The sequence below is a fragment of the Chrysosporum bergii ANA360D genome (assembly GCF_029891735.1).
GTDB classification, from domain to species: domain Bacteria; phylum Cyanobacteriota; class Cyanobacteriia; order Cyanobacteriales; family Nostocaceae; genus Umezakia; species Umezakia bergii.
Window position 1 is genome coordinate 23,039 of record NZ_JANQDH010000093.1, and the last position, 13,653, is coordinate 36,691.

The following is a 13,653-nucleotide window of genomic DNA, read 5'->3' on the forward strand; positions in this document are numbered from 1 at the left end:
ACCCTTTGTGTCTGTGAGATGCTTTTATACAAATAAGTTATTCCAGAAATTAGACTGGTCAACCCATGTGTTTCAGGAAGCTCGATGAAATAAGCATGGCAACCCAAGACTATAAATTCTGTAATAATTTTTCACCTGTCAAGCTTAAAAATTTATGTAACTATATAAAAGGTTAGGCTAGGGAGGTGTAAAGGCTGAGTTGTTTTCATTTGTTAAAGTGGATAAAGGTTGAGGGGATTTGACAGATTTGGGTCTTAAGAAAAAAATAAGAAATATCTCTGTTGGAACCTGAGAAGATAGTTTTTGGGTGCAAAAACCAGTATTTGTTAGAGGTTCTATGGAACAAGAACCAAGAAATGACAGCTAGGGACTGGTTTTCACTAATGAATAAGCAATGAGTAAGAAGATGTAACTGGATGAGGGTAAATAAAGTTAAAAAGGATGGGAGGCGTGTTTACTCGCAACATAAATGGGTTTATTCCTGCTGAATTACTTATTGGTCTGATCAAGGGGTGCATTTGTTTGTTAGGGAAAACTACTAACCTTCAAGCAAGCGGCTGTCAATAAATTATGTACCAAACAAAGCAAAAATCCCTAAAGGAAACTATGAACATTGCTGAATTGGGAACAATGGAAATACTGGAAACCACTGCCGAACATGAGGAACAGTCACTCGAACTTCTAGAACCGGTGATGGAGTTAGAAGCCCCAATCATGGAAAATCTCGAATCCGAGGAACGTGATGGGGATGATATGGCAGCTGCTCGACCTTCAGGATACAATAAAACCGAGCATGATGATGCTGTGGGCGCATTTTTTAAAGAAATGGCCCGTTATCCGTTGTTAAAACCCGACGAAGAAGTAGAGTTAGCGCGGCGAGTCCGGTTTCTGGAGGAAGTTAGGGAGGTACAAGCCGCTTTGGAATTACAACTGGGACAAAGTGCAACTAAGGTACAAGTGGCCTCCCAGCTAGAAATGACAGAAAAGCAACTAGACAATCGCTTATATCAAGGTAGAGTAGCCAAACGGAAAATGATTCGCTCAAACCTGAGATTAGTGGTGTCAATTGCCAAGCGCTACCTAAATCGGGGCGTACCTTTTCTAGATTTAATTCAGGAAGGGGCTATGGGTTTAAATCGGGCTACAGAAAAATTTGATCCCGATAAAGGTTATAAGTTTTCTACCTATGCTTACTGGTGGATCAGACAAGCAATCACCCGGGCGATCGCCAACGATGCGCGAACCATCCGTTTACCCATCCACATCGTTGAAAAACTTAACAAACTCAAAAAAGCCCAACGAGAACTAAAGCAAAAACTCTGTCGCAATCCCAACGAAGCAGAAATGGCAGAAGCTTTAGAAATTACCGTGCAACAACTGCGCCAATTGCAACAGTTAAGGCGACAAGCACTGTCTCTCAATCACCGTGTCGGTAAAGAAGAAGACACGGAACTGATGGACTTACTAGAAGATGAAGACAACCTCTCTCCCGAAGCAAAAATGAATGAAAACATGATGCGTCAGGAGATTTGGGATGTTTTGGGGGATGTGCTGACCCCTAGGGAGAAAGACGTAATTTCTTTGCGCTACGGTTTGACCACCAGCGAACCTTGTACTTTAGAGGAGGTGGGCAATATGTTTAACCTGTCCCGTGAACGAGTGCGACAAATTCAAAGTAAAGCTATGCGGAAGTTACGCCGCCCTCATATTGCCAAGCGATTAAAGGGATGGTTAATCTAAATTCTCAATGCAAGTCCTGAATCAAGTCTGTAGCTATTAGAGCTTTTTTCGGTCTAGTGAGGTACATTTTAATTTGACTAGCCAATTGCTGAACAAGCCATAAGATGCCAACTCAAGTAGTCACACAGCTAAGTATAATCTTAGTCAAGCTGAGTAGGGGGGCTTTGACACTCCCAAGACGATATGATTTAATAAGTCATATTAGAATCCCCTGTGTTTCAACCAGGGGAAATGTCAAGGATTTATGACTTCTTCTACCCATTTGATTTTGCGGTTTGCAGAACCAGCTGATAGCAAAGTGTTGTTTGATTTAATCACGGGGCTTGCTGAGTATGAAAAATTGTCTCAGGCTGTAACTGGTAATGCTTTAGCTCTCCAGGATCATTTATTTGGCTCCCCAAAATATATTGAGGCAATATTAGCAGAATATGCAGGGCAAGCTGTTGGTTTTGCCCTGTTTTTTCATAACTATTCCACGTTTTTAACTAAGCCAGGAATTTATTTAGAAGATTTGTTTGTTTTACCAGAATATCGCCGTCAAGGTATTGGTAAGGCTTTGTTATCTAAAGTAGCCCAAATAGCCATAGAGCGCAATTGTGGACGTTTAGAATGGAGTGTTTTAGATTGGAACCAATCAGCACAAGCATTCTATCGCAGTATGGGGGCTACTATTTTAGAAGATTGGCGTATTTGTCGGGTTACAGCAGAAGCTATGCAGGAGTTAGCCGAAGTTGATCAACCATGAAAGTTGCTCGCACTCGTGGGCTTTCAGGTTTCATCCCGCCGCATCTAGTTTGACGGCTTGTCTTTTGACCTTGGCAATTAATTTAACTCACAATTATTACAGGTCTTAGACCAAATCAGCCGTTTTGCAGAGAGAACAGAACATGAAAAAAATCATTGTCATGCTGCTTTTAGGCATAACTATCTTCACCTTTGCCCTCAGCAGTCCAGCTTTAGCAGCAGATACTGCTCATGGGGCTAAAATATTTAATGCTAATTGTAACGCTTGTCATCTGGGCGGTAAGAATGTAGTTCAAGCCAATAAAAATTTGAAAAAGGAAGCCCTGGAAAAATACGCCATGTACTCACAAGAGGCAATTATTACCCAAGTCACCAAAGGTAAAGGAGCTATGCCAGCCTTTAAAGGACGTTTAAAACCACAAGACATTGAAGATGTAGCAGCCTACGTACTAGCACAAGCCGAGAAAGGTTGGCGGTAGTTATATCAAGTCCCTTTACTTACTTACCCCAGAGTTCTGGGGTAAGCTGTTGTGAAGCTAAATCCAATAATCTGTATTTCATCAACAACGGTAATTAACCGAACCGGCTCCACTCTAACAAATTTTCAACCAGTCTCGGCTAAACTAAAAATTATCAACACCAAAATTAAATTAAAATCGGCAGACGATCTGGCACAGTTACCCCATAGCCGGAATTTCGTTTTAAATTAGAGATATAAGTTAAAGGAAAAACTCTTACAATAGAGTCCCAGATTGCCAAATCATTAAAAATGCAGCCTACAGATCCCAATAAATTTACTGATACAGCCTGGGAAGCAATTGTCAAATCTCAGGACGTGGTTCGTGCATATCAACAACAGCAGCTAGATGTTGAACATTTAATTATTGCTCTTTTACAAGAACCTACCAGTTTAGCTATCCGCATTTTAGCCAGGGCTGAAGTTGACCCCAGCCGCTTGCAGCAGCAATTAGAAGTTTTTACCCAGCGTCAACCAAAAGTGGGTAAAAGTGATCAGCTGTATCTAGGTCGCCATTTGGATGTTTTACTAGACCGGGCGGCAGAAATTAAAGTTAAAATGCAGGATACCTACATCTCTGTAGAACATCTGATTTTGGCTTTTGCGGATGATGAACGCATCGGAAGGCGGATAATTAAGGGTTTTAATACAGATAGCGCTAAGTTGGAGGCACAGATTAAAAGTATTCGTGGTAGCCAAAAAGTCACAGACCAAAACCCAGAATCTCGCTACGAAGCTTTACAAAAATTTGGCAGAGATTTAACAGAACAAGCTAAAGCCGGAAAGTTAGACCCGGTAATTGGCAGGGATGACGAAATTCGCCGGGTAATTCAAGTGCTATCCCGTCGCAGTAAAAATAACCCGGTGCTAATTGGTGAACCTGGTGTGGGTAAAACCGCCATCGCTGAGGCTTTAGCCCAGCGTATGGTTAACGGTGATGTCCCGGAATCTTTGAAAAATCGCCAGTTGATTTCTTTAGATATTGGTAGTTTGATTGCTGGGGCTAAATTACGAGGGGAGTTTGAAGAACGCCTAAAAGCAGTTCTCCGGGAAGTGACAGAATCTAACGGTCAAATTGTCTTATTTATTGATGAACTGCACACTGTTGTTGGTACTGGTTCTAATCAACAAGGGGCTATGGATGCAGGGAATTTACTCAAACCCATGCTAGCCCGCGGAGAATTGCGCTGTATTGGCGCGACTACATTGGATGAATATAGGAAATTTATTGAAAAAGACGCAGCCCTAGAACGTCGTTTTCAGCAAGTCTTGGTGGGTGAACCAAGTGTGGAAAATACTATTTCTATCCTCCGGGGGTTAAAAGAACGCTATGAGGTTCACCATAATGTGAAAATTTCTGACTCGGCTTTAGTGGCGGCCGCCACTTTGTCAGCACGTTACATCAGCGATCGCTTTTTGCCAGATAAAGCCATAGACTTGGTAGATGAAGCAGCAGCCCAGTTGAAAATGGAAATTACTTCCAAACCGGCAGAACTGGAAGCCATTGACCGGCGGTTGATGCAGCTAGAAATGGAAAAGCTATCTTTAGCGGGAGAGGAAAAGGAAACTAGTGCAGCTAAGGAGCGTTTTCACCGCATTGAGCAAGAAATTGCTGCTTTAACCCTCAAACAGCAAAAATTTAATGAACAGTGGCAGGGTGAAAAACAGCTATTAGAAGCTATCAGCATCTTAAAAAAAGAAGAAGATGCCCTGCGGGTACAAATAGAACAAGCCGAACGGGCTTATGATTTGAACAAAGCGGCTCAATTAAAGTATGGCAAATTAGAAGGGGTGCAGCGCGATCGCGAAGCTAAGGAAGCCCAACTATTAGAGATTCAAAACCAAGGTTCTACCCTGCTGCGAGAACAAGTCACAGAGGCGGATATTGCCGAAATTGTGGCTAAATGGACTGGTATACCTGTTAATCGTCTTTTAGCATCGGAACGGCAAAAACTTCTGCAACTAGAAAATCATTTGCATCAACGAGTGATTGGACAACAGGAAGCAGTGGCTGCGGTCTCTGCTGCTATTCGTCGGGCTAGGGCGGGAATGAAAGATCCCAGCCGTCCCATAGGTTCATTTTTGTTCATGGGACCTACGGGAGTAGGTAAAACAGAATTAGCCCGCGCTTTAGCCCAGTTTCTCTTTGACTCTGATGATGCTTTGGTGCGGTTGGATATGTCTGAGTATATGGAAAAACACTCTGTATCTAGGTTGGTGGGCGCTCCTCCTGGATATGTGGGTTATGAGGAAGGCGGTCAACTTTCCGAAACTGTGCGCCGTCGTCCTTACTCAGTGGTGCTACTGGATGAGGTGGAAAAAGCACATCCAGATGTGTTTAATATTTTATTACAGGTGTTGGATGATGGCAGAATCACTGACTCCCAAGGAAGGGTGGTAGATTTTCGTAACACCGTCATAGTCATGACTAGCAACCTCGGCAGCGATTATATTTTAGATGTGTCTGGGGATGATAGTAAGTATGAAATGATGCAAACTAGGGTGACAAATGCCCTGCGATCGCACTTCCGCCCGGAATTTATCAACCGAGTAGATGATATCATCCTTTTCCACGCACTCAGCCGTTCAGAAATGCGCCATATTATCCGCATACAACTAAAACGGGTAGAAAAACTGCTGCAAGAGCAAAAAATATCTTTGGAAATATCTGCCGCAGCTTGTGACTATTTAGTAGAAGCTGGCTATGATCCAGTTTACGGCGCGCGACCCCTCAAGCGGGCAATTCAGCGACAAGTAGAAAACCCGCTGGCCACCAAGTTATTAGAAAACACTTTCATCTCTGGAGACACAATTTTCATTGACATAGGAGAACAGGGTTTAACTTTTAGTAAAACCATGCCGATAAAAGTTACTCTCTCATCATCCCCCGTTCAAGTATTAGAGTAAAAAATTTCGTAGTGAGGACTTTAGTCCTCCCAAAAAACACAATAAACTCTTCTAAGCTGTTACACATTGAATTTGTATCACCGTAGCCATGGTATACCGCCATTGCCTATGTTTAGGAAAGACAGATGATTGGATTTAGCAGCACAACAACTTACCACAAATATTATGAACTGGCTAGTAACTATTATCATTGTAAATTTGTGTGTAGCTCTGTATATTATGACCAGAGCAAAACTCAAAAACTGGGACAGTAGAGTAGTTGAGGGATGGGAGCAAGAAATTCAACCATTTGAAAACTATGCAGCAATAGATGCAAAAATTAAAACTACTTTTCTAAATGAGAATCAAACCCCATTTTTACGCTACAAAGCATTATTTGAATATTTTACTCTGGGTTTTATCAAATACCGTTCCCCTCATGGGGCGCTGATTTACTATCCAGGTGCGGTAAGTATTCACGGTCGAAAAGTCAACGCAATAGAAGGATTTGCCCGCTTTTTTCCTCTTGCTGCTGCCTGGATTGCTTCTGGACATGGCAATATTTTAGATATTAATAATGACAAAATTGATTTGATTCAACTTTTACATCAAGGTATAGTCGCCGGAACTGACGAACACAATGGCGAATACTGGGGTAAAATGAATAACAAAGACCAACGCATTGTAGAAGCTGGGGATATTGCCCTGGGACTTTGGATTAGTCGTGACCATCTTTGGAGTAATTTTTCTCCTCAAGAACGCCAACAAATTGTCACTTGGTTAGAGCAAGTAATGGAGAAAAAGTTACATAATAATAATTGGTGTCTTTTTCCGGTAATTATTCATAAATCTCTAGCTAGTTTGGGAGTAAGTAACCCAAAATATGATCAATTAGTTGAGGAATTATATCAAAACTACCAACAAGAACATTACATCGGTGATGGCTGGTTTGATGACCCCCCCACAGGGGTAGACTATTATAATGCTTGGGCTATCCATTATAGTCTTTTCTGGCTCAACCAAATAGACCCTGAGTTTGACAGTAATTTTATTCAAAAAACCCACGGGGAGTTTTTAAAGTTTTACCGCTATTTCTTCAGTGAAAATGGCTTCCCCGCTATGGGGAGAAGTATCTGTTACCGCATGGCTGCACCAGCACCATTATTAACTGGAACTATGTTAGCACCAGAACAAGTATCTCCGGGTTTGGCTTTCCGGTCCTTGGATGTGACTTGGCGTTTTTTTGTCCAACATAACTCACTACAACAAGGTACAGTTACACAAGGTTATTGCACTCCTGATTTAAGTATTCTGGATCCGTACTCAGGTACGGGTAGTTGCTTGTGGTCTTTGCGGTCTTTGATTGTGGCTTTTTATGTAGATCGGTTCATTCCTTTGTGGAATTCAACCCCCGAAAAGTTACCAATTGAAGTTGATGATTTTTCTGAAGTTAATCAAGCTATTGGATGGCGGATTAAGGGAAACAAATCTACACAAACTATAGAATTAGAACTGTTAAATAATCAAGGCAGGAAATCTGCTAAACTCAAACAATATGGCAGAATTAATCAAATAAAAGAGTCTATTACTAAACGTCCCTTTCGTCCTCAAAACTATGAGGCATTATATCGCCGTCCTTTATATTCCACTGCTGCGCCAGTATCCCAAGGAAAAAAAGCTAGTTCTTAAAATAGGTTAAGTAGGGATATCCGCATTGGTATTAGGGTGTAAACAAACCCAGACAAGGTAGGCGATCGCTATGATCATGCCTTTAAAATTCAAGATAGGCAAATTTTATTAGTCTCAAGTTATGCTAGAACAAGGTACTATCAGTATTCACACTGATAACATTTTCCCCATAATTAAGAAGTCTCTCTACTCAGATCATCAAATATTCTTGCGGGAACTGGTATCCAACGCTGTAGACGCAATTCAAAAGCTAAATATGGTATCCCGCGCCGGTGAATATGGCGGTAATATCGGTGACCCGGAAATTCAAATTACCATTGACAAAAATAAGAAAACTCTGGCCATTAGCGATAATGGCATTGGTATGACGGCTGAGGAAGTGAAAAAGTATATTAATCAAGTGGCTTTTTCCAGCGCCGAAGAATTTATTCACAAGTATGAGGGTAAATCAGACCAACCCATTATCGGTCACTTTGGTTTGGGTTTCTACTCCTCGTTTATGGTGGCGAAAAAAGTAGAAATTGACACCCTCTCATACAAAGATGGGGACCAGGCTGTCCACTTTTTTACCTCCAGTCCGGTGAGCAAGGTTTCACCATTATTGAATCCTTAATGGCAATAGTTGTGGTGGGGATTTTGCTAGTGGGACTTGCACCTGTTTTTTCCCTATCAGTGGCCACTCGTGTACAGTCTCGACGGGTAGAATTAGCCACCCAAGCCACCAGATCATACATTGATGCACTGAGGTCTGGGAAAATTGCCGAGCCACCTGCTACTGCTAGTAGTTTCACAGCAACTAGCGCCCCCACAGCTACGGGTACTCTCACTTGTACCGCCAACTCTCCATGCACAGTCCCAGTGGCCCCAACAGGAACATCTTTATACTGTGTAGATTTTGATAGTAGTGGCACTTGCGAAAAGAATAGTGTCACAGATATGATTGTGCAGGCTTTTCGTGATAACGCTAGTAGCAGTTATGCTCTGGGCATTAGGGTTTATAGAGCCGATGCTTTTAGTGAAAGCACTACTTTTTTACAGAATACTTCAACCACCAAAAACACTCAAAATACTTTTACCGGGGGTATCGGTCAACGCACAGCGCCTTTGTTGGAAATTACCACAGAAATGAATGATGCTGTACCTCAATATAGTGACCTTTGCGCGCGCCTGGGTGGTTGTAATTAAACGTCTCGACCAAGGTAAATCCGCCATATGATGTATCTACTTCAATTTATCCTGAGTATTCACCTTAAACGCGCCGGTAAACATGAAACTAGCGGCTTTACTTTAATTGAGTTGCTAGTGGCTATGGTGTTGTCAGTATTAATTATAACGCCTTTATTTGGAGTTGTGATTAGTATGTTGGACACCGATCGCCGAGAACAAGCCAAAGCAGCTACAGAGCAAGAAATTCAATCAGCATTAGATTACATAGCACAGGACTTGCAACAGGCTGTTTACATTTACGATGCTGATGGGTTAACCAGAAACCATGACAGCAATACCATTACCAATTCAGGAATTAAAGACCAAATACCACCGGTTAAATCTGCCGGTGATTGTACTTCTAGCCCAGAGACCAGTACAAGTGTTTGTACACCAATTCTGGTTTTTTGGAAGCGAGAGTTTATTAAAGATAGTGTCGGTATTAGTTCACCCACCGACACAGCAACTGATGATGGCTTTGCTTATTCATTAGTAGCCTACTATTTAATCACTAATCCCAACGGTTCCAACTCCACATGGTCGCCCACTGCGAGAATTGGTAGGTTTCAAATTCGTGGACCAGTCAACTCTGCTAATGCCAACACTATAGGTCTAGCTAGTGATCCTGGTTTCAATTCACCACCACTAGCCCATGATGTTAAGGGTGCTGACCTCAAGCAAAAAATGAACCAATGGCAAACCTCACTAACAGGAGGAAACACTTATAATCAACCTGTAACTTTAGTTGATTTTATCAGTACCAGTACTAGTGCGCCTGACTCCACCTGCTCCAGTGGACAACGTGTGGGAGAGGATTCTAATAATGACGTTCAGGGCTTTTACGCCTGTGTTGATGCAGCACAAATACTAGCACAAGTTTACATCCGGGGTAATGCCCTGGCGCGAATTGATAATCAAGATACTGCCTACACTGCTGATAACTCTGCTTATTTTCCTCACTCTAGCATTCGCACCCAAGGAAGGGGGTTTTTATTGCCTTAATTTAATCAGTTGTACAAATCCTTTAGCTAGTCAATACACATAAATTAATGATTAACAAACTTAACCAAAATCATCATGAAATTTTGCGGGCAATATTAAAGCGACCCAATTTAATCAACAGTTGTACATCTACTCAAAGCGATGCCGGATTTAGTTTATTAGAAGTTATAGTAGTAACTCTAATGGTTGGAATTTTAAGCGCGATTGTTGCTCCTGCATGGCTGGGTTTTGTCAATAGACAAACTGTAAATAAAGCTAATGATGTTATTTTAGCTGCTCTCCAGGAAGCACAACGAGAAGCAAAAAAAGACAAACGAAATTACAGCTTAAGTTTTAAAACTGTCAGCAATGTTCCCCAAATCGCAATTCATCCAGGGGGTACAACACCAAATAATTGGCGTAACTTAGGCCAAGATGTAGGAATTGAACCAGAGAAAATATTGCTTGCTTCAAATCTGACTAATGTCAATACCACCACCACTAATATTGCACTGAGCAATACTACAGAAAAAACTATTACTTTTGATTATATGGGTATTTTGGCAGCTAAGAGTGATGGTACTGCATCCGACATAGATTTAAAAATTGTCTTGGGTATACGCAACCCTAACAATTCCACGTCTTTGGGTAGCACTAAGCGATGTGTCATAGTCAAAACCCTGTTAGGTTCTATGATGACAGAGAAAGATAGTCAATGTGATTGAGTGAAATAGCTTTCTATAATCATAGCAGGCAAGATGCCGGCACTACAAAAATTTAAACTTAACTTGTTAACTATGTCTAATCAACTTGACTTTACGGTAGCCATACCTACTTACAACGGTGCAAGTCGTTTACCGGAACTATTGGAACGACTGCAAAATCAAATCAATACAGAAAACTTTTCTTGGGAAATTATTGTTATAGACAATAACAGCACAGACACCACGGCTCAAGTGATTAAAACTTATCAAAAAAATTGGCCATGCTCTTATCCTTTAAACTACAGCTTTGAAAATAAGCAGGGTGCAGCCTATGCTAGACAAAAAGCAGTAGAAGTAGCTACCGGTAAATTTATAGGTTTTTTGGATGATGACAACTACCCTTCCCCTACCTGGGTAGCAGCAGCTTATGGGTTTGGGGAACAACATCCCCTGGTGGGAGCTTATGGAGGCCAAGTTCATGGTAGTTTTGAAGTGGAACCACCAGAGAATTTTGCTGAAATAGCCTCTTTTTTAGCAATTACCGAAAGGGGTACACAACCCCAGCGCTATGAACCTCAAATGAAAATGCTACCACCAGGAGCAGGTTTAGTAGTTCGTAAACAAGCATGGGAACAAACTGTTCCTAAGAATTTAGTTTTAAATCACAAAGGTAAAGAAGCTGGTTTAGCTAGTGAAGATTTAGAAGTTGTACTACATATTCAATTAGGAGGTTGGGAAGTTTGGTACAATCCAGAAATGCACATTTACCATCAAATCCCTGCATGGCGGTTACAAAAAGAATACTTGATCAGCTTGTTTCGCTGCGTTGGTTTAAGTCGTTATCACCTACGTATGCTGAAAACTCCACCTTGGCAAAGACCTTTAGCAACCATGGCATATTTAGTCAATGATTTACGTAAAATCATAGTTCATTCATTTAAATATCGGGCTGCTGGGGAACAAGATATAATCGCTGTTTGTAAACATCAATTATTAGTTAGCAGTTTGATTAGTCCATTTTTCTTGTTGAAAACCAGATATTTAAAACTTGGGCTGGGCAAATAACAAAATATCATCAATATATAGCGGTTTTGGCTGCTTAGTGAGGTACATAATTACCAAGCAGGATGCTGGCGCTACAAGATGATCATTTACATTTGTATCTCACGTGTTTAGGAAGTGTTAGATAAAATATGGAAATTCAAACAAAAACAGCAGTGGAAAATACAGTTTTAGATTTTACCGTAGCTATCCCTACATATAATGGGGCCAAGCGTTTACCTCTAGTTTTAGACCGGCTTTCGCGTCAAACACAAGTAGAAAATATTAGATGGGAGATTATTATCATTGATAATAATAGCTCTGACCACACAGCAGAATTAATCCAAGACTACCAAAATAGCGGAAAATTTAATATAGATTTAAGATATTTTTGGGAGCCTAACCAAGGAATACCATTTGCACGTCAAAGGGCTGTTAAAGAAGCCCGTGGAGGGTTTATTGCATTTATAGATGATGACAACTTACCTGATCCTGTTTGGGTATCATCAGCCTATGATTTTGGTCAAAAACATCCCCAAGCTGGTGCTTGGAGTGGTGAAATTCATGGTGAATATGAAGTTGAACCACCTAAAAATTTTCACAAAATCCAATCTTTTTTAGCTATTCGAGAATATTATTCATTAACACATTCATTTGATCCAGATAATTTAAGATTACCTCCCGGTGCTGGGCTGGTGGTTCGTAAGCAAGCATGGTGTGAAGCAGTTCCACTGACCCCCAAACTGCATGGAAAATTACCAGGGGTATTTGTCCAGGGTGATGACTATGAAGCATTACTTTATTTACACAAAGCAGGCTGGCAAATTTTATATAATCCCGCCATGCACATTGATCATCAAATACCACATTGGCGATTAGAAAAGGATTACTTACTAACTTTAGCTCGTGGTTGCGGGTTGTGTGTTTTTCAACTACGTTTAATTAATGCTAATAATTGGCAAAAACCAATACTTGTGGTGAAAACAGTTTTGGGCAATTTCCGCCGCATTGTTAAACATTGGCTTACATATAAAAATCAAATCAAAGATGACATTATTCTACTGTTTGAAGTGGAATTTTACCGAGCTAGTATGATGAGTCCTTTTTATACATTTAAACGCTACTTACCAAAAGCCTTGAGCCAGAAGTCCAATTAAAACTTGAATATGAACAACTTAGTGCAAAATTACCCAAAAATATCGGTAATTATACCAGCTTATAATTGCGAAAAAACGATTAAATCAACCATTGAATCAGTTTTAAATCAAAGTTTCACTAATTTTGAGTTAATAGTTATTAATGACGGTTCACAAGATGCAACATTAGATATAGTTTCACAAATTGATGATGCCAGAATTAAAGTATTTTCCTATGCTAATGCTGGCGGAAATGTCAGTCGCAACCGTGGACTATACCATGCAGCGGGAGAGTTGGTCAGTTTTCTAGATGCTGATGATATTTGGACACCTGATAAGTTGCAAGCCCAGTTACAAGCTTTGGGAAATAATCTCGATGCTCAAGTTGCTTATAGCTGGACTGATTATATTAACGAAAATGGAGATATATTTCTTTCCGGTACACATATTACTGCTAATGGCGATGTTTATGAGCAGTTGTTAATCAATAATTTTTTAGAAAATGGTTCAAATCCTTTAATTGTTAAACAAGCCATACTAGAGTTAGGTGGATTTGATGAGTCTTTACCAGCTGCTCAAGATTGGGATATGTGGTTAAGATTAGCAGCACGATATTATTTTGTGGCTGTACCTTCAGTGCAAATATTATACAGAGTTAGTTCTAGTTCACTTTCATCTAATCTAGCCAAGCAGGAGAAATATTGTTTGCAAGTGTTTAAAAATGCTTATGCTGTCAGAGATTTAAAAAATAAGAATACAAATATTAAAAATTTGAGCTTGGCTAACCTGTATAAATATCTCACCTGCAAAGCTCTCCATCAGCCATATAGCCGAGGAAAAGGTATAGCTGCTGCTGGTTTTTTGTGGAAATATTTTATCAATGATCATTCAAGGCTGAAAAGAATAAGGTTTACGTTAAAATTATTGTTAAAAATTAGCATTATCATTTTTTTACCTGGTAATTTGTCTACTGAATTTTTGCAGAAGATCAAAAGGTGAATTTTTCATC

11 protein-coding genes and 1 pseudogene are annotated in these 13,653 nt (G+C 40.4%); all 12 read left to right on the top strand.

Features of this window, described 5'->3' with window-relative positions:
• Window positions 1-570 precede the first annotated feature (570 nt).
• The 12 genes and pseudogenes from NWP17_RS14075 to NWP17_RS14130 all read left to right on the top strand — a co-directional run bounded on the left by NWP17_RS14075 (window position 571) and on the right by NWP17_RS14130 (window position 13,643).
• Window positions 571-1,740 carry an RpoD/SigA family RNA polymerase sigma factor gene (locus tag NWP17_RS14075; protein ID WP_280655522.1) on the top strand — a complete coding sequence of 390 codons (1,170 nt, stop codon included), beginning with the start codon at window positions 571-573 and terminating at the stop codon, window positions 1,738-1,740.
• Window positions 1,741-1,984: 244 nt separating this feature from the next.
• The gene (locus NWP17_RS14080; protein ID WP_280655523.1) at window positions 1,985-2,485 is read left to right on the top strand and encodes a GNAT family N-acetyltransferase; all 501 of its coding nucleotides are present in this window, start codon (window positions 1,985-1,987) and stop codon (window positions 2,483-2,485) included.
• A gap of 142 nt (window positions 2,486-2,627) precedes the next feature.
• The gene (petJ, locus tag NWP17_RS14085) at window positions 2,628-2,963 is read left to right on the top strand and encodes a cytochrome c6 PetJ (protein WP_280655524.1); all 336 of its coding nucleotides are present in this window, start codon (window positions 2,628-2,630) and stop codon (window positions 2,961-2,963) included.
• A gap of 290 nt (window positions 2,964-3,253) precedes the next feature.
• Window positions 3,254-5,908, top strand: a complete 2,655-nt coding sequence (clpB, locus tag NWP17_RS14090) for an ATP-dependent chaperone ClpB (protein WP_280655525.1) — start codon at window positions 3,254-3,256, stop codon at window positions 5,906-5,908.
• Window positions 5,909-6,127: 219 nt separating this feature from the next.
• Window positions 6,128-7,576: a DUF2264 domain-containing protein gene (locus NWP17_RS14095; protein WP_280655526.1), complete on the top strand. Its 1,449-nt coding sequence runs from the start codon at window positions 6,128-6,130 to the stop codon at window positions 7,574-7,576.
• Window positions 7,577-7,697: 121 nt separating this feature from the next.
• Window positions 7,698-8,141, top strand: a pseudogene (locus NWP17_RS14100) (ATP-binding protein); the annotation flags it as partial.
• A 47-nt stretch (window positions 8,142-8,188) separates the two neighbouring features.
• A complete protein-coding gene (gene hpsB / locus NWP17_RS14105; protein WP_280655527.1) occupies window positions 8,189-8,761 on the top strand; it encodes a hormogonium polysaccharide secretion pseudopilin HpsB in 573 nt (190 codons plus the stop codon).
• A 27-nt stretch (window positions 8,762-8,788) separates the two neighbouring features.
• Window positions 8,789-9,784, top strand: coding sequence for a hormogonium polysaccharide secretion pseudopilin HpsC (gene hpsC, locus NWP17_RS14110; protein ID WP_280655528.1), 996 nt, complete (start codon window positions 8,789-8,791; stop codon window positions 9,782-9,784).
• Window positions 9,785-9,831: 47 nt separating this feature from the next.
• Complete coding sequence (locus tag NWP17_RS14115; protein WP_280655529.1) at window positions 9,832-10,488, top strand: pilus assembly FimT family protein; 657 nt, start codon at window positions 9,832-9,834, stop codon at window positions 10,486-10,488.
• Window positions 10,489-10,560: 72 nt separating this feature from the next.
• Window positions 10,561-11,532, top strand: coding sequence for a hormogonium polysaccharide biosynthesis glycosyltransferase HpsE (gene hpsE / locus NWP17_RS14120; protein ID WP_280655530.1), 972 nt, complete (start codon window positions 10,561-10,563; stop codon window positions 11,530-11,532).
• A 128-nt stretch (window positions 11,533-11,660) separates the two neighbouring features.
• Window positions 11,661-12,665 carry a hormogonium polysaccharide biosynthesis glycosyltransferase HpsE gene (gene hpsE, locus NWP17_RS14125; protein ID WP_280655531.1) on the top strand — a complete coding sequence of 335 codons (1,005 nt, stop codon included), beginning with the start codon at window positions 11,661-11,663 and terminating at the stop codon, window positions 12,663-12,665.
• A 9-nt stretch (window positions 12,666-12,674) separates the two neighbouring features.
• Window positions 12,675-13,643 (top strand): glycosyltransferase, encoded by a 969-nt coding sequence (locus tag NWP17_RS14130; RefSeq protein WP_280655532.1) that lies wholly within the window; start codon window positions 12,675-12,677, stop codon window positions 13,641-13,643.
• The last annotated feature ends 10 nt before the right edge of the window (window positions 13,644-13,653 follow it).